At 71.5% G+C, this 24972-nt stretch carries 19 protein-coding genes and 1 pseudogene; 9 read left to right on the forward strand and 11 right to left on the reverse strand.

The window, feature by feature from the left end; all coding sequences use genetic code 11:
- Positions 1-73 precede the first annotated feature (73 nt).
- Entirely contained in the window at positions 74-2173 is a 2100-nt protein-coding gene (gene malA, locus C466_RS05620) for an alpha-amylase MalA (RefSeq protein ID WP_004598540.1), read from the reverse strand.
- A 121-nt stretch (positions 2174-2294) separates the two neighbouring features.
- Here malA and C466_RS05625 point away from each other — a divergent pair, with 121 nt between their 5' ends.
- On the forward strand, positions 2295-7028 hold the full coding sequence (locus C466_RS05625; protein WP_004598541.1) for a glycoside hydrolase family 15 protein: 4734 nt from the start codon (positions 2295-2297) through the stop codon (positions 7026-7028).
- 21 nt (positions 7029-7049) lie between these two features.
- Here C466_RS05625 and C466_RS05630 read toward each other — a convergent pair whose 3' ends face one another.
- Together C466_RS05630 and C466_RS05635 are read right to left on the reverse strand one after the other, a co-directional pair.
- A complete protein-coding gene (locus tag C466_RS05630; protein WP_004598542.1) occupies positions 7050-7514 on the reverse strand; it encodes a hypothetical protein in 465 nt (154 codons plus the stop codon).
- Entirely contained in the window at positions 7507-9321 is a 1815-nt protein-coding gene (locus C466_RS05635) for a MutS-related protein (protein WP_004598543.1), read from the reverse strand. The genes C466_RS05630 and C466_RS05635 overlap by 8 nt, the downstream gene beginning before the upstream one ends.
- Positions 9322-9460: 139 nt before the next feature.
- Here C466_RS05635 and C466_RS05640 point away from each other — a divergent pair, with 139 nt between their 5' ends.
- The gene (locus C466_RS05640) at positions 9461-10135 is read left to right on the forward strand and encodes an MBL fold metallo-hydrolase (RefSeq protein WP_004598544.1); all 675 of its coding nucleotides are present in this window, start codon (positions 9461-9463) and stop codon (positions 10133-10135) included.
- A 21-nt stretch (positions 10136-10156) separates the two neighbouring features.
- Here C466_RS05640 and C466_RS05645 read toward each other — a convergent pair whose 3' ends face one another.
- The 4 genes and pseudogenes from C466_RS05645 to C466_RS05660 form a co-directional block, all read right to left on the reverse strand.
- Positions 10157-11305, reverse strand: a complete 1149-nt coding sequence (locus tag C466_RS05645; RefSeq protein ID WP_004598545.1) for an acyl-CoA dehydrogenase family protein — start codon at positions 11303-11305, stop codon at positions 10157-10159.
- Between the two features lie 61 nt (positions 11306-11366).
- Positions 11367-13557 (reverse strand): annotated as a pseudogene (locus C466_RS05650) (AMP-binding protein).
- A gap of 33 nt (positions 13558-13590) precedes the next feature.
- On the reverse strand, positions 13591-14025 hold the full coding sequence (locus tag C466_RS05655) for a universal stress protein (protein WP_004598547.1): 435 nt from the start codon (positions 14023-14025) through the stop codon (positions 13591-13593).
- Between the two features lie 99 nt (positions 14026-14124).
- Positions 14125-15078: a transcription initiation factor IIB gene (locus C466_RS05660; protein ID WP_004598548.1), complete on the reverse strand. Its 954-nt coding sequence runs from the start codon at positions 15076-15078 to the stop codon at positions 14125-14127.
- 386 nt (positions 15079-15464) lie between these two features.
- Between C466_RS05660 and C466_RS05665 the strand changes: the two genes are divergently transcribed.
- A complete protein-coding gene (locus C466_RS05665) occupies positions 15465-15860 on the forward strand; it encodes an apurinic/apyrimidinic endonuclease family protein (protein ID WP_004598549.1) in 396 nt (131 codons plus the stop codon).
- Positions 15861-15863: 3 nt separating this feature from the next.
- Entirely contained in the window at positions 15864-16487 is a 624-nt protein-coding gene (locus tag C466_RS05670) for an METTL5 family protein (protein ID WP_004598551.1), read from the forward strand.
- A 38-nt stretch (positions 16488-16525) separates the two neighbouring features.
- On the opposite strand, the gene C466_RS05675 is transcribed toward C466_RS05670, so the two are convergent.
- From C466_RS05675 to C466_RS05685, 3 genes are all read right to left on the reverse strand, one after another.
- Positions 16526-18469 carry a rhomboid family intramembrane serine protease gene (locus tag C466_RS05675; protein ID WP_004598552.1) on the reverse strand — a complete coding sequence of 648 codons (1944 nt, stop codon included), beginning with the start codon at positions 18467-18469 and terminating at the stop codon, positions 16526-16528.
- Positions 18470-18578: 109 nt separating this feature from the next.
- The gene (locus tag C466_RS05680; RefSeq protein ID WP_004598553.1) at positions 18579-18857 is read right to left on the reverse strand and encodes a UPF0058 family protein; all 279 of its coding nucleotides are present in this window, start codon (positions 18855-18857) and stop codon (positions 18579-18581) included.
- 93 nt (positions 18858-18950) lie between these two features.
- The gene (locus C466_RS05685) at positions 18951-19166 is read right to left on the reverse strand and encodes a ribbon-helix-helix domain-containing protein (RefSeq protein ID WP_004598554.1); all 216 of its coding nucleotides are present in this window, start codon (positions 19164-19166) and stop codon (positions 18951-18953) included.
- Between the two features lie 241 nt (positions 19167-19407).
- On the opposite strand from C466_RS05685, the gene C466_RS05690 reads away from it, so the two are divergent.
- Together C466_RS05690 and C466_RS05695 are read left to right on the forward strand one after the other, a co-directional pair.
- On the forward strand, positions 19408-20022 hold the full coding sequence (locus C466_RS05690) for a sulfite oxidase-like oxidoreductase (protein ID WP_004598555.1): 615 nt from the start codon (positions 19408-19410) through the stop codon (positions 20020-20022).
- A gap of 100 nt (positions 20023-20122) precedes the next feature.
- Positions 20123-21502 carry an isochorismate synthase gene (locus C466_RS05695; protein WP_004598556.1) on the forward strand — a complete coding sequence of 460 codons (1380 nt, stop codon included), beginning with the start codon at positions 20123-20125 and terminating at the stop codon, positions 21500-21502.
- Between the two features lie 27 nt (positions 21503-21529).
- On the opposite strand, the gene C466_RS05700 is transcribed toward C466_RS05695, so the two are convergent.
- Complete coding sequence (locus C466_RS05700; protein ID WP_004598557.1) at positions 21530-22270, reverse strand: proteasome assembly chaperone family protein; 741 nt, start codon at positions 22268-22270, stop codon at positions 21530-21532.
- Between the two features lie 123 nt (positions 22271-22393).
- Here C466_RS05700 and C466_RS05705 point away from each other — a divergent pair, with 123 nt between their 5' ends.
- The 3 genes from C466_RS05705 (at position 22394) to C466_RS05715 (ending at position 24946) form a co-directional block, all read left to right on the forward strand.
- Entirely contained in the window at positions 22394-23323 is a 930-nt protein-coding gene (locus C466_RS05705) for an RsmB/NOP family class I SAM-dependent RNA methyltransferase (protein ID WP_004598558.1), read from the forward strand.
- Positions 23320-23850 carry a DUF7122 family protein gene (locus tag C466_RS05710; RefSeq protein WP_004598560.1) on the forward strand — a complete coding sequence of 177 codons (531 nt, stop codon included), beginning with the start codon at positions 23320-23322 and terminating at the stop codon, positions 23848-23850. Before C466_RS05705 ends, C466_RS05710 begins: the two co-directional genes overlap by 4 nt.
- Positions 23851-23914: 64 nt before the next feature.
- Positions 23915-24946 carry a DHH family phosphoesterase gene (locus tag C466_RS05715; protein ID WP_004598562.1) on the forward strand — a complete coding sequence of 344 codons (1032 nt, stop codon included), beginning with the start codon at positions 23915-23917 and terminating at the stop codon, positions 24944-24946.
- Positions 24947-24972: the final 26 nt, after the last annotated feature.

Raw genomic sequence — 24972 nt, forward strand, 5'->3', positions numbered from 1 at the left:
CCGACTCAAGCGTTGCGTCCGGGCGGGTCGCGGCCGAGAGCGACTCGCGAAACGGACCGCCCGAGAGGGCCGCCTACTCCCCTACGACCCGCACCACCGCCACCTCGTCGACGCGGAGCCGCTCGGTCCCCTCGCCGTCCTCGACGATACACCGCTCGCCGGTCACTACGTCGCGCTCGCCGTGGTCGACCTCGACCGCGACGCTCGCGTCTGCGGGCGCGAAGTTGAGGACGACGACGAGGTCCTCCTCGCCGTCTTGCCGACGGAACGCGACCACGTCGTCCGGGTGGACGTCGCCGCTGGCGACGATCGGCCGCTCGGAGAGATCGCCGCTCGCGACGTGGTAGCCGACGCGGGAGAGGTCGCCCTCGGGTCCGAGTGCCGGGTGCTCCCGCCGCGTTTCGAGCAGGCGCTCGTAGCGGTCGCGGACCTCCTCGCGCGCGTGGTCCCACGCGATCGCGTCCCGGCGCCCGCGCTGACCGATCTCCTGGCCGGCGTACACCATCGGGACGCCCGGCAGCGTCATGATCGCCGCGCCCGCGGCGGCCGCGGCGGCGTCGCCGCACTCGACGCGGTAGCGCGTCTCGTCGTGGTTCTCGATGTACTGGAGGAACTCGGCGTGGTCCGGGAACCCGATCTCGGCGCGCTGGTCGACCGCGTCGAGGACGGTGCTGGCGGGCTCGGCCCCGCGGCCGACCTGCCGGAGCTGGAAGTACAGCGTCGCGTCGAAGTGGACGTCGAACATCCCCTCGTGGAAGCCGGGGATGTACGGGATCGTCTCGTCCATCAGGAGGAACTCCCGGTCGATGTCCTTCACGCGGTCGCGGAGCTCGCGCCAGAAGGAGTCGGGGACCGCCCACGCCATGTCGCAGCGGAACCCGTCGACGAGCGGCGCCCACTCGTCGATCACGTCGAGCAGGAACCGCCGCACGTCGAGGTTCGCGTGGTTCAGGTTCGCGATCAGCTCCCAGTCGAAGTAGGTGCCCGGCTCGCCCGACTCCTGCCACTCGTAGCGGTCGCGGAACGGCGAGTCGGGGTTCTGATACGCGTCCCGGAACCACTCGTGGTCGCGCGCGGTGTGGTTGGCGACGAAGTCGAACAGCACGCGCATCCCGTGGTCGTGGGCGGTCTCGACGAGCGCCTCGAAGTCCTCGCGCTCGCCGAGGTCGTCGGCGGTGTCGAAGAAGTCGACGATGTTGTACCCGTGCGGCTTCCCGTCGTGGCCGAGGACCGGGGTGAGCCACAGCGTGTCCACGCCGAGCTCCGCGATCCGCGGGATCCGCTCGGCGATGGCGTCGAACCCCTCGCCCTCCTCGGCGTCCGCGAAGGTGCGGACGAACACCTCGTAGACGGAGGCCTCGCGGGTCCACCCCGGCGGCTCGTTGAGTCGGACAGTCTCGAACTCGGGCGTGTCCGGCGTCAACACGGCTTCGCCCTCGGCGGCGTCGTCGAGCGCGGACGGGCTACTGCCGACCCGCTTCACGGCGGCCGAGTCGGCGACGCTCACGCGCGGGTCCTCGCCCGGGTCCCGCGCGACGGCGACGGCGTGAACCCGGAGCCGCTCGGGCACCGCGTCGAGCGGCACGCGGAGTTCGCGGCCCTCCCCGGTCACGCGGAGCGCGTCCCGCGGGTTCGCGCGTCCCGCCGCGACGGCGTCGGCGACGTCGCGGTCGTCGACGACGAACGTCACCGCCAAGTCGTCGGCGTCGAGCGATGACTCGGGGTTCGGCGAGGGGACCGCGGTGAACACGGCTTCGCCCCTCCTCCCGGCGTCGTCGCCGGACGCGACGCTCGCGTCCACCCGTACGCGGGGTTTGCCGACCCCCTCGTGTCGCTCGCGGGCGGCGTAGTCGACCGGGGCGTCGACGTCGCCCGCGTCGCGGTCGCGTATCGCGGTGCCGCTCCCGCCGGCGACGTCGACGCCCTCGTAGCTCGCGGGGAACGCGCGGACCGTGAGCAGGTGGTCGCCGTCCGGCGCGTCGAGGCCGAGCAGGTAGCGCCCCGGTACGTCGGGCGTGAACTCGGTCACGGGGTCGTCGCCGACGGTCGCCTCGCTGTCTGGCGGCGCGTCCGCGACGCGCCACGCGTACGCGGCGTCGGGGTCCGGGTCTCTCGGTGCCAGCTCCGTCCGCTCGCCGGTCGCGAGGAAGCGCGGGGGTCCGGGGTGGTGCATGTGACGCCCATCGGCACCCGGGGCCTTCGGTGTTGCTCTTGTTTCGGTGTCGCCTCGCTCGGCGGCTCGCGGTCTCCGCCGCGGTCGTCAAGGCTTTTACTCCGGCCGGCGCAGGGCGGGTATGCGACTGCGTACCGCCCTTACGGAGCACGAACGTCGGCGCGGGGAGCGCTACCCGGCGGAGCACTCGATGACCGCCGGCGCGTTCACCGGCGACGACGGCCGACTGGTCCACGTGGGGCCGGACGGGACCGTCCACGACTGTTCGTACTCCCTCTCCGAGGTCGGCGGCGCCGACCGCCTCCGGATGGGGATAACCGCCGGGCGCGGCGTCCGCTGGTTCGACGACCTTGAGACGACCCGCCAGCACTACGACGGCGACACGCCGCTCGTCGAGACCGAGTACGACGCCGGCCGCTACACGATCCACCAGTTCGACCTAATCGTGAGCGACACGCACCTCACCCACGTCGAGCTCCGCGGCTCGCCGCCGGCCGACGCCGAGCTCGTCGCCGCCTACGCGTTCTCGCCCGACATGGTCGAGGGGCGGGTCGGCAACATGGTCCACGACGGGGCCGGTCCCGCGGACGGCGGCGTCGTCGAGGTGTACCACCGCACCGAACACGACTTCCTCACCGCGTCCACCGGCCTCTCGAACGCCCACGGCCAACGCCTGCGGACGATCCCGGAACTGCTCGGCGAGGGCGGCGACGGGTTCCCGCACCGCGGCGAGATCGATCGGCGCGAGGACTCGCGGCTCACCCCGGACGTCGTCGTCCGCGCGCCCTTCGAGCGCGACGGGCGAACGGAGCGGGTCACGCTCGCCGGCCGCGCCGTCGTCGACCGCCGGGCGACGCGCGATACCGGCGACGACGCGAAGGACGCGCTCACCGACGGGATCGACCGCCAGCGCCGCATCGAGGCGGTCTCGAACATCGCCACCGCCTACCCCGACGCCGACGACCTCCGGGAGGCCGCTGACGGTCGCGGCCCGGACGTGCCCGCGGACGCCCCGCGCCGGTCGGTGATCGCCAGCGACCTCCGCGCGCTCGACCTGCTCACAGCGGAGTCCGGCGGCCGGATCGCCGCCCCCGAGTTCGACCCCTTCTACTCCACCTCCGGCGGCTACGGCTACACTTGGTTCCGCGACGAGGCGACGGTGTCGACCGCGCTGCTCGGCGCCAGCGAGGAGCTCGGCCTCGACGCCGACGAGGAGCTGCTCGCGGCCGCGAGCTTCTTCTGCCGCACCCAGGACGCCGACGGCTCGTGGCCCCACCGCGTGTGGGCCGACTCGGGCAAGGTCGCGCCCGGCTGGGCGAACGCCCGGATCGAGGGCGCGAACGCGACGCCGGGCCCGAACGACCAGCTCGACCAGCCCGCGACGGTCGTCGCCTTCCTCGCGACCTTGCGCCGCGAGGCGGACCTCCCGACCGAGTGGCGCGACCGCGTCGACGAGACGATCACGGACGCCGTCGAGTTCCTCTTCGAAACGACCGAGGAGGACGGGCTCCCGCGCCGCTGTCAGAACTGCTGGGAGAACGCGCTCGGCCGGTTCACCCACACCGGCGCCGAGTACCTCCGGGCGTTCGCCGCGGTGGCGCGCGCGCCGGTCGACGAGGACCTCCGCGCCGACGCCGCCGACGCCGCGGACGCGGCGCTGTCGGGGCTCGACGCGCGCTGGAACCCCGACACGGAGCGGTTCCTCCAGCGCGCCAGCGAGGAGAGCCAGGACGCCCGCGCCGACGCCAGCACCTTCGCGCTCGCGACCGCGGCCGCCGAGTACGCCGCCCTGATCGACGACGAGGCCGGAGCGGGAGACGACCCGAGCGCCGACGGCTCCGCGGCCGACGACGCCGCGACCGACGGCTCCGGCTCGATCGATCCCGTCGAGAGCAGCGAGTTCGACCGCTTCCTCGACCGCGTCAACACCCACGTCCGGCAGTCGATCGACGCCCTCCGCCGCGAGACCGCCTCGGTGGAGGGGCTCGTCAGGTTCACCGGCGACGACTGGCGCACGGCCGAACAGGGCGCCGCGAAGGTGTGGTCCATCGCGACGCTGTGGGGCGCGACCGCGGCGGCGACGCTCGCCGGCGTCGTCGAGGAGCGCGGCGGGGCAGCCGGACCGCTGTTCGCCGACGCCCGCGACCTGTACGCGCTCTGCGAACCCGACGGCCCCTTCGTCAACGAGGCGGGGCTGTTCGCGGAGCAGGCGTTCGACGACGGCGACCTCGACAGCGCGACCCCGATCGCGTGGTCGCACGCGCTGCGGATCGACGCGACGGTGACGCTCGCGAGCCACGGCGAGCTCCCGGTCCCGCACGACCGCGAGACGGGCCCCGAGGCGGCGCCGCACTGGACGACCGGCCGGAAGTTCGGCGTCGGCACGCCGGCCGACTACGAGGCCGACGAGCCGGTTCCCGTGTGGTTCACGCTCACCGAGGGGGCGCTCACCGAGGCGCGGTTCCCCCGGATCGACGTGATGAACGTCCGGACGTTCGACTTCCTCGTCGCCGACCCCGACTCCGAGTACGCGATCCGGACGTTCGACGAGACGGGTCACGTCACGGCCACGGAGACGATAGAGCGGACGACGGAGCCGGCGGCCGACGACGCGCTCGCGTACGTCCAGACGATCCGCGAGACCGGCGACGGCCACGGGCACTCCTGGACGCTCCGCGTCGAGTACGCGGTCGACACCGACGGGACCGCGATCCTCGCGGACGTCCGGTTCGAGGGGAGCCGCGAGTACGACGTGTACGCGCTCGCGGACGCGACGATCGCCAACGTCGGCACGAACGACCGCGCCGAGCGCGTCGACGGCGAGGCGGGGGCCCACCTGCTCGCGCGGAAGGATACCCCCGACCGCGACCCGGGCAAGTTGGTCGACGACGAGGGCGAGCCGTTCGACCCAGCGCTCGCCTTGGCGAGCGGCGACGGCTTCGACTGGGCCAGCGCGCTCGCGGCCGGCGGCGACGCGGCGGACGCGCTGTTCGGCGACGGCGAGCGGGTCGAGGAGTCGGCCGAGGCGGTCGGCAACGTCGTCCTGGCCGGCCTCGTCGGGAGCGGCGCGACCGTCGCGGACACGGTCGCGCTCGGGTTCGCCGAAGGCTCGGACACCGCGGCCGCCCTCGGCGAGGCGGAGGGCGCGCTCGGGCGCGGATTCGACGACGCCGCGGACGCGTACGCCGAGACGTGGCGGTCGTGGCTCGCTGACCGCGACCTCCCCGACTCGGTCGCGGGCGACCCGGACCTCGCGGCGCAGTACCGCTTCGCCTTGATGACGCTGGCCGCCGTCGAGGACAAGGCCCACGACGGCGCGGGGATCGCGAGCCCCTCCGTCCCGTGGGGCGAGACGGAGTACGCCGCGGAGGACCGCGGCTACGGCTACAACTTCGTCTGGTCGCGGGACCTCTACCAGGTGTTCACCGCGCTGATCGAGATGGACGAGCTCGAGCGCGGCGCGGACGCCTTGGCGTACCTGTACAACACCCAGCAGGACGACGACGGGTTCCTCCCGCAGAACACCTACATCGACGGCCGGACCCGGTGGGGCGGCGAGCAGATGGACAACATCGGGTTCCCCTCGGTGATGGCCTGGCAGCTGTACGAGCGCGGCGTGACGCTCGACGACGCCGGCTACACCTACGACCAGGTCGCCCGCTCGCTCGACTACATCGCCGAGAACGGCCCCGAGACCGCCCAGGAGCGCTGGGAGGAGGAGGCCGGCTACTCGCCGTCGAGCATCGCGGCCGAGATCGCCGGCCTGGTCTGCGGCGCGGCGCTCGCGCTCGCAGAGGCCGACCGACGCGAGGGAGACGACTCCGGGAGCGACGCCGTGGCGTCGCCCGACGAGCTGCGCGCCGACGCGCTCGCGTGGCTCGCGCTCGCGGACGATTGGACGGCGCGCGTCGAGGAGTGGTGCGCGACCGCGACCGGCACCGACCGCCACGACCGGACGCCGTACTACCTTCGGATCACGGCGGACGGGGACCCCGACTCCGGCCGGCCCCGCACCATCGCCAACGACGGCCCCACCTACGACGAGCGGGAGATCGTCGACGGCGGCTTCCTCGAGCTCGTCCGGCTGGGGATCAAGCCCGCCGACGACGCGGTCGTCCGCAACTCCGTCTCCGTCGTCGACGACTCGATCCGCGTCGACACGCCGCACGGCGCCGCCTGGTACCGGTACGTCGGCGACGCGTACGGCGAGATCGCCGTCGGCGATCCCGGCGCGCCGTGGGCCGGCACGGGCGACGGCCGCGGGCGCCTCTGGCCCATCTTCACCGGCGAGCGCGGCGAGTACGAACTGCGCGCCCGCGCCGACGGTCCGGACGCCTTCGGCGGCACCGACGACGAGATGCTCGAACCGGAGGCGCTGCTGGAGACGATGGCCGGGTTCGGCAACTCCGGACTGATGCTGCCCGAGCAGGTGTGGGACCGCGAACACCCGACGAAGTACGGCTGGGAGTTCGGCGAGGGCACCGGGGGGGCGACCCCCCTCGCGTGGTCGATGGCCGGCTTCGTCCGGCTGGCGCACGGCGTCGACGCGGGCGAACCGGTGGAGACGCCGACCGTCGTCCGCGACCGCTACGTCGAGCGCGACCGCCCGGCCGGCCCCGACCTGACGGCCACCGCCGAGTTCGTCGAGGACTCGGTCGTCATCGCGGGCGAGACGGACGCGGACACCGTCGCGGTCCACACCCGAACGACCTCGCGGCTCGTGACGCCGGACGACGCCGGCGCCTTCGAGGCCGATCTCGACGCCGACACCGACGCGGACACCGTCGTGGTCGCGGCCGCGACCGACGACGACTTCGAGGCCGCCGGCACCGCTGTCGAGCGGTTACGGCTGTAGGCAGGACGGGGAACTCCGATTTTATCCGAGCGCGACCACGTCGACGGTGCGGGTCTCGTCGTCGACCTCGATCTCGACCGTCGAGCCGACGCGCTCCCGGACGCGCTCGCGCCACGCCTCGACGGCCTCCGCGTGTCGCTCCCGTCGAGCCTCGAGGTCGGCGTCAGGATGCTCGCTCGCGGTCTCGTCCGGCTCCGGGTACGGCGGGACGTCCGGGACGAGGTCCCGGGGGTCGATATGAAGCGGCCCGGGGGCGTCGGAGCCGTCGGCGCTCCCCGGTTCCCCGCCGTCGTTCCCGTTCCCGCCCGCATCGAGCGCGTGGAGGCGGGCGCGCATCCGCCCGGAGAAGGGCGGCGTCGCGCGGAGCACGACCTCGCGGTCGCTCCGGAGGGTGGCTTCGAGCGCGTTCGCCACGTCCTCGCGGTGGACGGCGATCGACCGGATCCGGTCGGGTCCGGGGTCCCGACCGCTCCCCTCCTCACTCATCGTTCGCCGCCCACTCGGCGTCGGAGAGCGTTCGCTGGACGGCCTCCTCGCCGACCGCGCCCGCGAGGTGCTCGAAGCCAGCCCGGACGCCGCGGTCGCCCGCGTTCGCGACCAGCCGCGAGACGATGAACTCCGGCGTGGACTTCCCGACCGTCTCGAACCGCGGCTGGTAGTCGACGCGGAGTTCGAGGTCGTTCGTCAGCCCCTCCGCGAAGATGCCGTCGATCCGGGCGGCGTCGGGCAGCGGGCTCAGGTCCTCGGCGAGGTGCGTGACGTAGACGCCGAGCGCGCCGCGGTCGACGGTGAGCGTCACCAGCCCGTTCAACAGGTCGGCGGCCCGGCCCGGCTCCGTGATCGCCTCGAACTCGTCGACGAGCATGAGTGTCCGGCCGTCCGCGGTCAGCGGCGGGACGACCGACTTCAGCGTCGACTCCAGCACCCCGGCGTTGAAGGAGGCGTGCCGTCGGTGGAAGACGATCCGGTCGAACGTCCCCACCTCGGCCGCGTCGGCGGGCACGGGCAGCCCCATCGACGCGAGCAGCGCCACCGCACAGAGGGTCTCCAAGAGCGTCGTCTTCCCGCCGGAGTTCGCCCCGGTGAGGACGCTCACGCGGTCGCCGGTCGGCGGGGCGTCCGCGCTCGCGACGCCCGCCTCGTCCGCCAGCGAGTGCGAGCCGACGCCGTAGGAGACGGGCTGGACCTCGCCGCCGAGGAAGGGGTTCCGCGCGCCGCGCACGGCGATGCCGTCGTCGACGAGCGTCGGTCGGACGTGGCCGTTCTCGGCCGCGAACCGTCCGAGCGACAGCAGGAAGGCAGCGTCAGAGACCGCCGCCGCGGCGCGGGCGACGGTCGTGTCCTCCTCGGTCACGTCGTCGTCGCCGAGCCGCTCGCGGATGTCGGCCGCGACCGCGGCCTCGCGCTCGTCGACTGCCGTCTCGAGTTCGGCGACGAGGTCGCGCAGCGTCCCGGAGACGAAGTCGGCGGCGTCGAGCGCCTCGTCGGGCGCCGCCGAGCGGACCGTCGCGGGATCGACCTCCGTCTCGCGCGCGACGTGCTCGATGGTCGCCGCCTCCAGCGCCTCGAAGTCGCGGAGGCTCCCGTCGCGGACCGATTCGAGCACGTCGAACGCGGAGTCGGCGAGGTCGCGCGCGGCCGACAGCTGCTCGCGCAGGCGGTCCAGCTCCGCGTCGGCGCCGCTCGCGATCTCGATGTCGTCCCCGTCGAGATCGCCGGCGGGGTCGATCGAGCCACGCACGTCGGCGAGCGCGTCGGCCGCGTCGCGCAGGCGATCGCCGTCGAGCGCGCCCACGTCCGCGAAGGGGCCGTCGGTCAATCCCGCCTCGCGGAGCGCGACGGCGGTCTCGACCGCGGCGAGGTCGGACCCGTCCGCCTCGTCGTACGCCGCGAAGGCGTCGGCGACGGCCTCGCGGTCCGCCTCGTCGAGGCCGCTCCACGCGTCGCGGGCGGCGACCACCCGATCCAGTCGTTCCTCGACGGCGTCGCGGTCGAGCAGCGGGGTCAACACCCGGATCCGGTCCGCCGCGTGGGCTGTCAGCGCGGCGTCGGCCGCGAGTCCGAGGAGGTCGTCGTACACCGAGCGCGCGTCGCCCGTCGCGAGCACGTCCATCCCGGCCTCGCCGTTCGCCCGGCGGAGGATGCGGGTCGCGCGGCCGCGGTGGAGCCCGGCGTCGACGAGCGCGCGGACGTCCGCCGACTCGATCGCCTCGACCGCCCGCTCGGTCCCGAGCGCCTCGACGAGCCGCTCGCTCGTCTTGGGCCCGATCCCCCAGTAGTCCTGGAGTCGCATACCCCGAGGTGTCGCCCCGGCGTCTTGGCGCTTTCGTCGCCAGCGCCGCCGACGGCGTCCGCTGGGCTCCGCGGTGGCCGCGTTCCCCGCGGTTCCGCCACGACAGCGTTCATTCCGTTCCGGGCCGTACCCGACGGACATGGCGACGGAGATCGCGGACGGCGTCTGGCGGCTCGACTGTCGCGGAGTCAACGCGTACCTCGTCTCCGACGACGTGCCGACGCTCGTCGACGCCGGCACGCCGTGGGACGAGGCGGCGATCCGGAGCGGCCTCGACGAGGCCGGCGTCGAGGTCTCGGAGATCGGTCGCGTCCTCCTCACCCACTACGACCTCGACCACGTCGGGACGCTGGCGGCGCTCGCGCCCGACCTCGACGCACCGGTCCGCGCGTACGGCTTCGACGCGCAACTCATCCGCGGAGCGCGGTCGCCGCCCCTCCGGAACCACAAAGGACTGATCCAGCGGCTCGGCGGGCTCGTCACCGATCTCCCCGACCTCGACGTCGTCGGCGTCCGCGACGGCGAGGAGGTCGGCTCGTTCACCGCCTACCACACGCCCGGGCACACGCCGGGCCACGTCGCGTACGTCAGCGAGGAACTGGGGGTCGGACTGCTCGGCGATCTCGTCTCGGCGTCGGACGGCGACCTGAAGCCCTCCGGCTGGGTGATCAGCTACGACACGGACGCGGTCGCGACGAGCGTGCGCGGGCTCGCCGAACGCGCCCCGGCGTTCGAGGTCGCCTGCATCGGGCACGGGGACCCGATCGCGACCGACGGGAGCGAGGCGCTGAAGCGGGCGGCCGCGACGCTGTGAACTCAGTTTAACAACGGCCGCTCAGCGCGACTGCCGGTAGATGAGGTTGCGCTGGATGTCGTTGGCGCCCTCGTAGATCACCGGAATGCGGACGTCGCGGTAGACGCGGGCGATCCGGCGGTCGGTGAGGATCGAGCGGCCGCCGTGGAGCTTCATGCCCCGCTCGGCGCAGTCGGTGGCGACCTCCGTCGACTTCGTCTTCGCCAGCGCGGCCCAGTAGCCGGCGTCCTCGTTGTTCGCGACCTTCTCGCAGGCGCGCCAGTTGAGCGCCCGCGCCGACTCGAACCCGATCCGCATGTCCGAGATGGTGTGCTGGACGGCCTGGAAGTCGTCGATGGTGCGGCCGAACGCCTCGCGCTCGTCGATGAACGCCTCCGCCTCCTCGATGGCCGCGGCCGCGAGCCCGAGCCCGTGGCCGCCGACGATGACGCGGCCGTGGTTGAAGAAGTCCGCGAGGACGTAGAAGCCGCCGCCCTCGCTGCCGACGACGTTCTCCTCCGGCACGAAGCAGTCCTCGAAGACGATGTGGCCCTGCTTGGACGCGCGCATCCCCATCTTCTCCGGGATGTGCTCGGCCTCGTAGCCGTCCGAGTCGGTCTCGACGATGAACAGGGTGTAGTTCGAGTAGCGGTCGTCGCTCTCGCCGGTCTTGGCGTAGACGGTGAGCCAGTCGGCCTCCACCGCGTTGCCGACCCAGTACTTCTCGCCGGTGAGCTCGTAGCCGCCCTCTACTTTCTCCGCCTTCGTCGTCATCCCCGCGAGGTCCGAGCCGGTCTGCGGCTCGGAGACCGCGAGCCCCGAGATCTGGTCGTTCTCCGCGACCGGGCGGAGGTACTCCTCTTTCTGTTCCTCCGTGCCGTAATCCTCAACCATCTCCGCCCCGAAGCTGGCGAGCTGGAGCGTGAGCGCGATGCCGGCGTCGGCGCGGTAGAACTCCTCCGCGATGGCCAGCACCTGCGCGAGGTCGAACCCCTTCCCGCCGTACTCCTCGCCGATGTCCTGTGCGACGAGGCCGGCGTCCATCCCCGCCTCGAGGACCTCCCACGGGTACTCACCCGACTCGTAGTACGCCTCGGCGTTCGGGGCGATGTACTCGTCGGCGAACTCGCGGGCCTCCTGTTTGACGTCTCGCGCGCGCTCCGGCACGATGCTGTCGTCGAGCAGCTCCATACGATCCGTGAGGACTCCGCGGGCAAAACGTTCGTGGAACAACGGAGAACTTCGGGGGAGTTTACTCCTCGTCGCCCGCGCTCGCGTCGTCTCCGTCGCCGTCCCGTTCTCCCACCTCGACAGCGGCCGTGTCACCGGACTCCGCGGCGTCGGCAGCGTCGTCGCTCGGCTCGGTCGCGATCTCCTCCGCGTCGGCGATGTCGACCTCGTCAGGGTCGTCGCTCGGCTCGTCCGCGGCCGCGCCGTCGCCCCTCGGCTCGTCGGAACCGGGTTCCGAGGCGTTCCCCTCGCTCGGCGAGTCCTCCTCCGACTCCGCCGGCGGTTCGGTCGATTCGGGCGGCTCGGCGGGGTCGGCGGGTTTGAATCCCGCGGTTTCGAGGTCCGCGTCGACGTTCCGTCGAGGGTCCGCGCCGCGCTCTCGGAGGAGCGCGCGCGTCGCCTCCCTGTCGACCGTCCCCGAGACGGTCCGCGGCAGCTCGTCGACGTAGGCGATCGTCTTCGGGATCTTGAACCGCGCGAGTCGCTCCCGGGCGAAGGCGACGAACGCCGCCTCGTCGATCGGCGCGGGGCCCATGCCGCCGGCTTCGACTGTCGACGTCGCGGTTCCCGCGCTCTGCTCCGCGGGCTCGTCGTCGACGAGCTCGTCGCCCGGGGCGTCCTGTTCCGCTGCGCCCTGTTCCGAGGCGTTCTGTTCCACGGCGCCCTGTTCCGCTGCGTTCTGTTCCGCTGCGTTCTGTTCCGAGGCGTCCTGTTCCACGGCGCCCTGTTCCGCGGCGCTCTGTTCCACGGCGCCCTGTTCCGAGGCGTCGCCCTCGACGGAGGCCGTCGCCGGCGACGGGAACCGGTCGCCGACGGCCACGAGCGCCGCGACGCGCTCGCCCCACACCTCGTCGTCGAGCCCGACCACCGCCACGTCGTCGACCTCGTCGTACTCCCGGAGGACGTCCGCGACCTCACCGGGTTCGACGTTCTCGCCGCCGCTGATGATCCGGTCGTCGACGCGGTTGAGCACGTGGAGATAGCCGTCCTCGTCGAACCGTCCGACGTCGCCCGTGTGAAGTCCGTACGGGCCGAAATCGGATCGGTCGACGTCTGCGAGGTCGATCCCGTTCAGACCGATCGCCTCGCCCGGGGACGCGTCGCCCTCGCCGACCGCGTCGGGGGGGTCTCCCTCGTCTTCGACGAGGTACCCCGGCGTGATCGTCGGTCCGCTGACGACGATCTCGCCGGTCTCGCCCGTCTCGACCGGGTCGCCGTCGTCGACGACCGTCACGTCGGTGCCGAAGAGAGGTCGGCCAACCGTCCCGATCCGGTCTCTGGTCTGTCGCGGCGTCGCGGTCGTGATCTGCGAGGCGGCCTCCGTCATCCCGTACGTCGGGTAGACGGGGACCGAGTAGTCGCGACACCGCTCCAACAGCTCCGCCGGCGCGGGGGCGCCGCCGAGGAGGACCACGCGGAGCGAGTCCGACAGCGTCCCCCGTCGGTCGAGCATCCGCTTGAGCATCGTCGGGACGAGCGAGACGCCGGTCACGTCGTACGCGTCGATGTCGTCGGCGGTGCCGCCCGCGTCGAACCCCTCGCGCAACACGAGCGTGGTCCCGTACAGCACCGACCGGTACACCGGTGCGAGCCCGCCCATGTGGTGGAGCGACAGCGACACGAGCCACCGGTCGTCGGCCTCGACGCCGAGGCGGAACGCGGAGGCGACCGCCGAGCTGTACACGTTGCCCGCGGTCAGCGGCACGGGCTTGGGTTCGCCGGTGGTCCCCGAGGTGAACAGCACGCAGAGCGGGTCCTCGAACGACCACTCGGGCGGATCGAGCGACGCCGGGTCGACGTCGTGGATCCCCGTTACTTCGGCGCTCGTCGGGTCGTCGACGGAGTAGACGGGGACGCCCTCGATCTCCGCCGCCGCGTCGGTCGCCGTCGGCTCGGTCGGCTCCGCGCAGACGACGGCGTCGAGGTCGGTCCGGTCGATTCGCGCGGCGATCTCGCGCGCGGTCAGCTCCTGGCCGAGCGGGACGAACGTCGCCCCGATGCGCATCGTCGCGTGGACGAGGCCGACGGTACCCACGTACGGGGGCGTGAGCACGCCGATGCGGTCGCCCTCGCCCAGCCCGTGGGCGACGAGCCGGCCGGGNATGTGTATAAGAGACAGGGTCGGTGTAGCTCCACGCCTCGCCGTCCTCGGCGCGGACGAGGGCGGTGTCGTCGGGCGACGAGACCACGCGGTGAGAGAGCCAGTCGCGCATCGGTCTCACCCGCGTTCGCCGAGTACGCTGCGACTACTCATCTGTCGGCTGTCGCACGGTCAACACCGGAACGTCAGAGGTTCGGACGACGCGCTCCGTGACGCTCCCGAGCAGGTAGCGGTCGAGCCCCTTCCGTCCGTGCGTCCCCATCACCACGACGTCGATGCCGTGTTCGTCGACGTAGTCGTGGATCGACCGGTAGGCCGTTCCCGACGTCACGCTGGTGACGCACTCGACCCCGGCGTCCGCGGCGGCGTCCGCGACACGGCCGGTCGCCTCCTCGCCCTCAGATTCGAGCGCCTCGACGACGATCTCCGCGCCCGCCTCGAGGCTGGAGTACGCCGCGCCGTCGACGACGTACAGCGCGTGGAGGCGCGCGCCGTACTGATTCGCGAGGTCGATCGCGTGCTCGATCGCGGCGTCCGACGCCGGACCGCCGTCGGTCGGAACGAGGATCTCTGAGTACATCTCACTCCACTGTACAGCGGGTATCGATTAAAAACCCGATCAACTGTCTCGAAGCCGGGTACGGAGCGAACACCCCGATTTCGAACGGGAACCCCCCCCCTAGCGGAACCCCATCGCTTCGATCTGCTCTTGATACCGGTTGCGGATGGTGACTTCGGTGACCTGCGCGACGTCGGCGACCTCGCGCTGTGTCTTCTTCTCGTTACAGAGCAGCGAGGCCGCGTAGATGGCGGCCGCAGCGAAGCCGGTGGGCGACTTTCCGGAGAGCAACCCCTGCTCGGCGGAGACGTCGATGATCTCGGTCGCCTTCGACTGGACCTCCTCGGAGAGCTGGAGCGAGGACGCGAACCGCGGGACGAACTGCTTGGGGTCGACCGGCTTCAGCTCCAGCCCGAGCTCTTGGGAGATGTACCGATAGGTCCGGCCGATCTCCTTCTGCGGGACCCGCGAGACGTCGGCGACCTCGTCGAGGCTGCGGGGGATCCCCTCCTGTCGGCAGGCGGCGTACAGCGCGGCCGTGGAGACGCCCTCGATGGAGCGTCCTCGGATGAGGTCCTCGTTGAGCGCGCGTCGGTAGATGACGGACGCCACCTCGCGTACCGAGCGCGGCACACCGAGCGCGCTCGCCATCCGGTCGATCTCAGAGAGCGCGAACTGGAGGTTGCGCTCGCCCGCGTCCTTGGTCCGGATCCGCTCCTGCCACTTGCGCAGGCGGTGCATCTGCGAGCGCTTCTCCGAGGAGAGCGACCGCCCGTAGGCGTCCTTGTCCTTCCAGTCGATCGTCGTCGTCAGCCCCTTGTCGTGCATCGTCTCCGTGATCGGGGCGCCGACGCGCGACTTCGACTGCCGCTCGTTGTGGTTGAACGCGCGCCACTCCGGGCCGCGGTCGATGTTCCGTTCGTCCAGCACGAGCCCGCAGTCCTCGCAGACGAGCTCTTGGTCGGCGTCGGTGACGATGTTCTCCGAGTCACACTCCGGACAGGAGACCGTTGATTCGTCCGTTTCCTGCTCCGTGTCCCGCTCTTGTTGTCGCTGGCGACTCGGACGTTCCATTAAAAGGTTTGTGGTCAGTCGCGCATTTAAACCTTGTCCACCCCCATCAACGATCCTGATGGTCGGCCGCCGTACGGATACCGTTTTAACCGCCATCTGAGCCCATTTGGCGACGGATCTGGAAATCAGGCGTCGGTTCGACGACGGCCGCGGCCCGTCCCGTCGCTCGGCCGCGACGTACGAAACGTGACCGCGGGTTGAGGTCGGAATCGTCGCCTGCTTTCGGACAGCGGGTCCAGAGTCCCCAAATCGCGTGCGTTCCACGGCCGACGGAGCTCAAACGCCGATACCGGCGTACCCACTACCGGGAGGTGTCGAGCGCCGCCCATATTATTACTTCCAGACATCTATAAAGACTTTTGTATAACTATTGCCAATGGGTTCGTATGAGCACCACTTCGTCTCCCGGCATCGAACGCACGCTGCGCGGCTGTCGTCCCGCGGACGTCGACCCCGTCGTCATCGACGCGGCGGACCTCGACAGCACCGCGCCCGAACACCTCCGCGACCTCAAGCGGGGGCTCGCGGCCCGCGGCTACCAGCCCGCCGCGGTCGCGACCGAGGCGGAGTTCGACGCCGAGAGCACGCTCGAACGCCAGCGCGAGGCCGACCGCCTCCGCGGGCTCGTCCGCGCGGCCTCGTTCCTCGGCGCCGGCCGGATCGAGGTCAGCGTCGACGGCGACGCGTGCGAGGAGGCGAAAACCGCGCTCGCGGCGCTCGCCGAGCGGGCCGACCGCGAGGGCGTCGAGTTGGTTCGCGTCGACGGCGGCGGCGCCGCCTGACCGATGGCGACGAAACGGTCGCTCGCGACCAAGCTCGGGGTCGTCGCCGGGTTCGAGCGCCCTAACGCCGCCCTCGAACAGTACCCGACGCCCCCGGAGCTGGCGGCCCACGTCGTCCACCTCGCGGACCTCCACGGCGACGTCGACGGCCGGACCGTGATCGATCTGGGCGCCGGCACCGGAATGCTCGCGCTGGCCGCCGCGCTGCGCGGTCCCGCCCGCGTCGTCGGCCTCGAACTGGACGGCGGCGCGCTCGCGACCGCCCGGGACAACGAGCGCCGCGTCGCCGCCAGCGCGCCGGTCCACTGGGTCCGCGGCGACGCCACCCGCCCCCCGCTCGCCGTCGCGGAGCCCGCGACCGTCGTGATGAACCCCCCGTTCGGCGCACAGGACGGCAACCGCAACGCGGACCGCGAATTCCTCGCGGTCGCGAGCGACCTCGCGGACGTCTCGTACTCGGTCCACAACGCCGGGAGCCGGGAGTTCATCGAGGCGTTCGCCGCCGACGAGGGCGGCGAGGTGACCCACGCCTTCGCGGCCGAGTTCCGGATCGACGCGCAGTTCGACCACCACACCGACGAGGCGCGAGAGATCGACACCGAAGTGTACCGGATCGAGTGGTCGTAGGGCGCTCCGAGCCCTTCCTCCGGAGCCGTCGCCACCGGTTACTGCCGCCCCTCGTAGCGTTCCCGCTGCGCGATCCGCACGCGCGTCTCGCCGCGCTCGGCGAACAGGACGTCGCTCTCTCTGACGAGCTCGACCCCGCGTAACGTCACCGACTCGTTGGCCGCCGGGAGCGGCGCGCTCGCGTTCCCGTCCGGGCCGTCGACCCGCAGCTCGAACCCGGCCTGCGTCGCCGCGACGGTGACGTTTCGGCCGTCGATCCGGGGCTCGGCCCGCGCCGGATCGCTCACGAACAGCGTCCGCCTGGTCTCGTTCTGGACCGCGTCGACCCGGTAGGTCGGGCCGCCGTTCGCGGCGACCCACCCGACGCGCTGGACCCAGACGGTCTCGCGCCAGCCCGCCCCGCCCACGTCGACCGCGCGGTACCCCCAGAACGCGAGGTTCCCCTTCGAGACCGCGGTCGTCCATATCTCGCGGTCCGGGTCGCTGACGATCACCCCCGAGGTGTTGACCGACGTCGAGCGCCCGAACGCCTCCACGTCGACGACGCCAACGAGCTGATCCTCCACGTTCTCGGCGTACGTCACCTGGTACCCTTCCACCTCGATCGGGTCGCCCGGGAGGTCGGCGCCGTCGACCGCGACGAGGTTCGGGACGACGCCCGGGCCGGCGACGGCCGCCAGCGCCGCGACGAGCAGGAGGACCCCGAGCGCCGCCGGCGTCGCCGACCGGATCCCGTCCCGGAGCGTTTCGGGCTCCGGAACCGCCCGAGCCGGCCACAGGGGGTCGTCGCGCGAGACGGCCGCGACGGCGACGATCGCGGCAAGCAGGGCGAGCAGCCCGACGCCGACGGCGCGGTACAGCTCGTACCGCTCGTTGCCGAGGTACCAGTAGACAGCCCACAGCCGACGGGAGGCGCCGAACAGCAGCAGCGCGCCGAAGACGAGGAGCGCGGACCGCTCGGTCGCGTCAGGGCGGGAGCCGTTTCCGCTCGTGGTCGCGTCAGCGCGGGATCCCTCGCCGTCGTCCGCGGTCGCGACCGGATGGTACCGCCACCGCCCCGCGGTCGACTCCGAGTCCGCGTCACGGTCGACGCGGTTCGGTCGCCGGGCGCGACGACGCAGGAGGAGGACGGCGACCAGCGCGCCGCCGATGAGCCCGAGCGCGTGCCCCTGGATCGCGACGTTCGCCCACCCCGGCACGCCGTAGGAGGGGGACGCTTCCGCGAACGCCACCGGGACCCGGACTGCGTCGTAGAGGACGCCGACGAGGGTCGTCCCGGCCATCGCGACGACCGCGGCGACGGGGCGGGAGACGAGCGCGAACCCCCAGTACCCGAACACGACGACGGAGAAGCCGATCACCGGACCGAGCGCGAACAGCGCGGAGAGGAGCCCGAACGCGACCGCGGCGCCGGGAACGATCAGGAACGCTCGGACGTAGGGGCTCTCGGCCGGCGACTCGACGGCGGCGATCCGGCTCGGCACCTCCCGGACTCGTTCGGGGAGTCTACGGAGTCGGATCGGGAGTCCCCGAAGGAGACTCGGGAGCCGCCGGAGCCGGACGGCGGGCCGACCCCCGCGGTCGACCTCGCGCCCGTCGGGAAAGTGGCCGTACGCGTACTCCGCGAGCCCGCCGGCGACGAGCGCGGAGAGGAGGTTCCCGGTGAGGTGCCCGCGGCTCGCGTGCGCGAAGCTCGACCAGACGAGCCCCTCCGGGTAGAAGTACGACCACGACCGGAACGGGATCACCACCGGTCGGTTCGGGTCGTCGACGCCGGACTGGACGAATAGGTACACCCCGATCACGCCGGCGATCGTGAGGAGCGTCCCCCACGGGACGCCGAGGAGGAGCCGCGACCGGAGCGCCCGCGTCCAGTCGCCGCTCGGGCGGTCGACGAGGTACACCGCGGCGAGCGCGACGACGACGCCGACGCCTCCGGCTGCGAGATGGACGGCGTCCGACGTCAGCGCTTCCGCGACCATGTGGGGTTCGAGGGGGCTGCGCACACATCAATACGGGGGTCCAGCGCGTCGAGTCGAGATAGATATAGGAGGAAGAGCGTGCCTCGACGGGTGACCGGAGCCTCCGGCCTCAGATCTTGTTCTCCGCGTCGTCGGCCAGCTCCTCCATCCGCTTGCCGACGCGGCCGGCGGGCGAGAACTCGTCTTCGCTCATCGCGTTCGCCAATGCGTTGCCGAGGACGAACACGGCGTGTTTGTGCTCGCTCTTCGACTTGTGGACGTGGGACGGGTCGACCTCGAGCTCGTCGTAGGGGTCGAACAGCGAGCCGTCGACGGACTCCTGCGCGCGAAAGTGCTCCATGATAGTCACCATCTGTTCGTGGAGTTCGAGCAGCTCATCCTTGTGCATACCCACGGATACGTGTTGTATGCCCTATAAGGGTTGTTGAGGGCGGTACGCACGGATCCGTACCGCGTGCGGTTCGATGCGGGGGTCGTTCGCTCAGAAGACGTACTCGTCTTCGTGGCCCATCATCCCCTCGTCCTCGAACCCGTTGGAGTCGTCGTCGTCTCGGGGACCGCTCGTCTTGTACGCCTTGATGCCAGTCGACAGCAGCTCCTCGACCGCCTCCTCCCGGTTGAGGAACTCTCCCTCCTCGACCATCTGGGCGATCTGCATCTCCAGATGCTCCGGCACGGTTATCTTCACTCGTGGCATTTGCTGTTCGGGTCTTGTGGCATGGCGTATATAAAATTGGCGTCGGAGATCCGCGGATACAAAAACTCAAAACGACTACTCAAAAGTTCATTTTTGATCTTCTAAATACGCGTTAGAGATGTGCGAACCCGATCCCACTCCCTCCGGCGCCGGAGGCGTTCCCGCCGAGCGCGGCGCGCTCTGACGCCCGACCGTCACCGAGAGCGACATTCATACGTCGGTCCGGGCCGAACCGAACCGCATGACAGAGTCCGGCGTCGAGGCCACCGAGGACCTCACCGACCTCTACCGCGAGTACGGCGACGACCGACTCCCGCCGGGGCAGCGCGAGACCGACGGCTTCCCGGTCCTCTCGAAGAGCGGAACGCCCTCGTGGGACCCGGAAACGTTCGAACTCGAGGTGTGGGGCGCCGTCGAGGAGTCGCTGTCCCTCTCGCTCGACGAGTTCCGCGACCTCCCGGCGGTCACCCAGCGACAGGACTTCCACTGCGTGACGGGGTGGAGCAAGTTCGACTGCGAGTTCACCGGGGTCGCGTTTGCGGACCTGGCCGAGCTCGCGGGCGTCCGCGACGACGCCGAACACGTGATGTTCCACTCGCTGGACGGGTACACCACCGACCTCCCGCTCGACGAGTGTACGAAGCCGGGCGTCCAGCTCGCGTACGGCTTCGACGGCGACGACCTCCCGGCCGACCACGGCGGACCGGTCCGGGTCGTCACGCCGCATAAGTACGCGTACAAGGGCGCGAAGTGGGTCTCGGGCGTCGAGCTCCTCACCGAACCCGAGCTGGGCTACTGGGAGAAGCGCGGGTACAGTGACACGGCGAACCCTTGGAACGAAGAGCGATACAGCTGATCGTTCGGCGCTGAAGTCCCTCCGCCCCGCCGCCGGATCTCCCCCGCCCGCTCCGCCCCGATAGTCAGGATAAAGGGTCCCCGGCCCCCACTCGATACGCATGGAACGGGCGCGCTCTCGGTCGTCGCCGCCGCTGGTCAGCCGGACTACGGCGGTCGACGAGCCGGCGTTCGCGGCGGCGTTCGACGTGCTGCCGTCGCCGCGCACGACGTGGAGCGCGCCAGACGACGCGCTGGTGCTCGGCGGCGGCGCGGCGGCGACGCTCACCGCCTCCGGCGGCGATCGGTTCGCGGCGATCCGGGAGGCAGCGACCGAGCTGTTCGAGTCGGGCGACGTCCACGCGGGCACCGAGGCGGCCCGCCCCCGCGTCTTCGGTGGGTTCGCCTTCCACGAGGGCGCCTGCGACGGCGACCCGTGGGGGCCGTTTCCGGAGGCGCGGTTCGTGTTACCGCGGGTCCAGCTGACGATAGCGGACAACGGCGCGTGGCTCACCGTCAACGCGGTCGGCCCCGACGCCGACGTGTCCGCAGTCGAGGATCGCCTGGCGCGCGAGGTCGACCGGTTCGCCGCGCTCGACCGGAGGGACTCCGCGGACGCGGCCGACGCCGGTCGACCGCCCCGTCCGGGCATCAGCGAGAGCCGCCGGACGACGAGCCGCGAGGCGTGGCGCGAGAGCGTCGGCGCCGCGGTCGACCGGATCCGCGACGGCGACCTCCGGAAGGTGGTGTTGGCGCAGGCGCTGGAGGCCGACCTCGCGGCCGACTTCCCGCGCGCGGCGACGCTCGAACGCCTCGCGGAGAAGTACCCGGACTGTCACCGCTACTGGTTCGAGCCGGACGGCGGCGAGAGCGCCTTCTTCGGCGCCACGCCGGAGCGGCTCGTCTCGCTCCGCGGCCGCACCGTCGAGACCGACGCGCTCGCCGGGACGACCGGCCGCGGCGAGACGCCGGCGGAGGACGAGTGGCTCGCGCAGGAGCTCCTCGACGACGAGAAGAACGTCCACGAGCACGAGCTCGTCGCGGAGACGGTCCGCGACCAGCTGGAGCCGTTCGCGGCGTCCATCTCGGCCGGCGAGCGCCGCGTCCGCCGGCTCGCGACGGTCCAACACCTCCACACCCCGATCACCGCCGAACTCGACGCGGACCGTCACGTGCTCGACCTCGTCGAGGCGCTCCACCCGACGCCCGCGGTGGGCGGGCTGCCGCCGGACCGAGCGCTGGCGACGATACGCGAGACGGAGCCGTTCGACCGCGGCTGGTACGCCGCGCCGGTCGGCTGGATCGACGCCGCCGGGAACGGCGCGTTCGCGGTCGCGATCCGCTCGGCCGTGGCGAGCCGCCGGCGCGCCACGCTGTTCGCGGGCGTCGGTATCGTCTCCGACTCCGACCCCGACCGCGAGTGGGACGAGGTCCAGCTGAAGTACCGGCCGATCCTCGACGAGCTGGAGGGTGACGGCGCTGGCGACTCAGCCGATCGGTAGCGCGGTCAGTCGACGGTTGCGCCGCGCTTACTGGAACATCTTCAGCGGCTCGGCCTGTGAGCTCTCCTCGGTCGCCTGCCGCATCTGCTCGGCGAGCTGCTGTTTCGCGTTCCGGATCTCGGTCGCCTGCTCGACGAGCCCGTCGATCGGCGTCTCGATCCCGGCGATGGGGTCGATGCCGTCGGCGATGAGCACCCGCGCCGCCTCGGGGTCGGGGAACTTCGGGTCCGACTCGACGACGAGCCCGACCGAGTCGCGATCGTTTTCGAGCGCCGCCGCGAGCATCGCACCCGTGGGCCCCGAGACGAGCCCGGATTCGGACGGCTCGGACACGTCCGCGCGCCCGAGCGCCTCGCCGCCGTCGCCGGTCGCGATCCCGTACAGGCTCGGGGGCGCCTCGCCCTTCTCGCGGCCGAGCCCCGACAGGAAGATCGGGAACAGTTCGGCCTCGTCGAACCACGAGCCGAGGCACGCCGCGACCTCCGTCGCCGCGGTCGGGTTGACGGGCACGTCGCTGCGGAGCGCGACGAGGTCGTTCTCCGGATCGGCGTACAACCGCACCGGCGTCGTCGCGGCCGTCTCGGACTCGCGGTAGACGGCCACCGGCGGGAGCCCGTCGCAGTGGACGTTCGCGTAGTGGGTCATCTCGTGGACGTCGATCAGGTGGTCGGTCGCGATTTTGCCGACGAGGCCGACGCCCGGGAATCCCTCGATCAGGGTGGGTTCGTCCAGCGAGACGTCGTCGTCGAGGACGGAGATGCGTGCCATGCCCGCCCCTACGCTCGGGGCGGACCTAAAGGTGCGGCGGGGGCGGTTCCGGGTACAGATGAGGCGCGCAGCGCCGGGCGCGTGTCCCGAAACCGTCTAACGGCCCGACGCGAAAGGACGGGCATGAATCCGCTCGACCGATACGAGCCGCTCGTCGACGACGTCGACGCGTTCCGGGCGGCGTGCGACCGGCCCCTCCCCTCGGTCGTGCGTACGAACGAGATCGCCGCGACGCCGGCCCGCGTCCGCGAGGCGTTCGACGAGGCGGGAGTGGCGTACGAACCGGTCGACTGGCACGACGGCCTCTTCCGGCTTCCCGACGGGAACCCCGGCGGCAACTGGCCGTACGTCCACGGCTGGACGCACGGGCAGGAGGAGGTGTCCGTGCTGCCGACGCTCGCGCTCGACCCCCGACCCGGCGAGCGCGTCTGGGACGCCTGTGCGGCGCCCGGCAGCAAGACCACCCAGATCGCGGACGCGATGGACGACGAGGGGACCGTCGTCGCCAACGATAACAACCTCGGGCGCCTCTCCGCGCTCCGGCACAACGCCGAGCGCCTCGGGATCACGAATGCGATCGTCACGAACCAGGACGCCCGCAACTTCTCGACGAAGCCGCTGGGGTTCGACGAGTTCGACCGCGCGCTGGTCGACGCGCCCTGCTCCTGTGAGGGCACCTGCCGGAAGAACCCTGACGTCCTCGACCAGTGGACGCTCGACCACGTCCACGCGGTCGCCGGGATCCAGAAGGGCGTTCTGGCGCGAGCGGTTCAGGCGACCCGCCCCGGCGGGGTCGTCGTCTACTCCACGTGTACGTTCGCGCCGGAGGAGAACGAGGCCGTCCTCGACCACGTCCTCGACGAGGAGGACTGCGAGCTCGTCGAGTTCGACCTGCCGCTCGACACCGACCCCGGCGTCACCCAGTGGGACGGCGAGACGTACGACGAGTCCGTGACGCGCGCGAAGCGCGTCTACCCGCACCGAAACGACACGGGTGGGTTCTTCTGCGCGAAGCTGCGCGTGGGCGGGGAGGAAACGGAGGTGGGAGCGTGACCGACAGCGCCCCCACCAACGACGGCCAGCAGTTCGACCGCCTTCCCGAGACCCCCGCCGACCGCGAGGTCGAGGGCCGCGCGAGCCGGGCGGAGGTCCTCGACTGGTGGGCCGAGCGGTTCGGGATCGGCGGTGGAGTGTTCGAGGAGTACAGCTTCTGGGAGAAGGGCGCGGGGAAGATCTGGATCTTCAACGGCGAGGCGACCGACCCCAGCGAGGTGGAGGCGGTCGGGATGACGTTCCTCCGCACGCGACAGGAGCACTGGAAGCCGACCGGGCGCGCGGTCTCGCGGTTCGGATCGCGGGCGACGAAGAACGTGATCGAACTGGACCCCGAGCAGGCGTCTCGGTTCGCTGCCGGGGACGATCAGGACATCCCGGAGTGGGACGGCGACTGGGGGTACCTGATCGCGACCCACGAGGTCGCCGGTGAGAGCGTGCCGATCGGCGTGGGGCTGTATTTATACGACGAACTGCGGTCGGTGGTTCCCAAGGGGAGCCGCGCGGACCTGCCGGTCGTCGAGTGAGACGCGGTTCGCGCGTTCGATCCGGAGTACAGTACTAACCGTGTCGCGGTCGTACGTGGGAGGTATGGGCCGCCCACAGGAACTCCGATCGATGCTCCGCGAGAGCAGCGAGATCAACATCGTCTGTCACAACAACCCCGATCCGGACTGTCTCGCGAGCGCGCTCGCCTTGGGGCGGATCGCGGCCACCGCCGGCATCGACGAGCGCCACATCTTTTACAGCGGTGACATCTCTCACCAACAGAACCGGGCCTTCGTCAACCTCCTCGACGTGGATCTCAAACCGTTCGACACCGCCGAAGTCGAAGACCGGCCGCCCGACTCGCTGCTCGCCTTCGTCGATCACTCGATCCCCGGCAGGAACAACACGGTCCCTCCCGACACGCCGGTGGATATCGTAATCGACCACCACCCCGCCGGGGACATCGACGCCCGGTTCGTCGATCACCGCGAGGAACTCGGCGCGGCGGCGACGATCCTGACCGAGTACGTCCGCGCCCTGGAGGTCGACCTCGATAGCGACCTCGCGACGGCACTCCTGTTCGCCATCCGTTCGGACACCCTCGACTTCCTCCGAGGGGCGACCAACGCCGAATACGAAGCGGCGGGGTACCTCCACGACCACGGGGACCCGGAACTGCTCCGAAAGCTCTCGAGCCCGTCGGTCAGCGGCGGAACGATCGACGCGATATCGACCGCGATAGACAACCGACGGACGAACGGCGCAGTGCTCATCTCCCACGTCGGCCGGACCTCCGAGCGTGACTCGCTCCCACAGGCCGTCGATTATCTCGTCCGGTTAGAGGGCGTCAGGACGGCCATCGTCTTCGGCCTCGTCAAGGAGTCTATTCAGATCAGCGCCCGATCGCCGGACCCTCGCGTCCACGTCGGCGACGTGCTGAACAACGCGTTCGGCGATGTCGGCAGCGGCGGGGGGCATCACGACGTGGCGGGCGGTGAAATCCCGCTCGGTCTCTTCGCCGACTACGTCACCGACGACGGACAGCTACTCGACATCATCGAGCAGGTCATCACCGCCCGCCTCGTCGCGGAGCTCAACCTCTCCGCCGAGGCGGACGGGTCCGAACTCACGTGAGACGGGCGTGATTCCGCCCGGGAGAG

The sequence above is a fragment of the Halorubrum distributum JCM 10118 genome, assembly GCF_000337335.1.
Classification (GTDB): Archaea; Halobacteriota; Halobacteria; order Halobacteriales; family Haloferacaceae; genus Halorubrum; species Halorubrum distributum.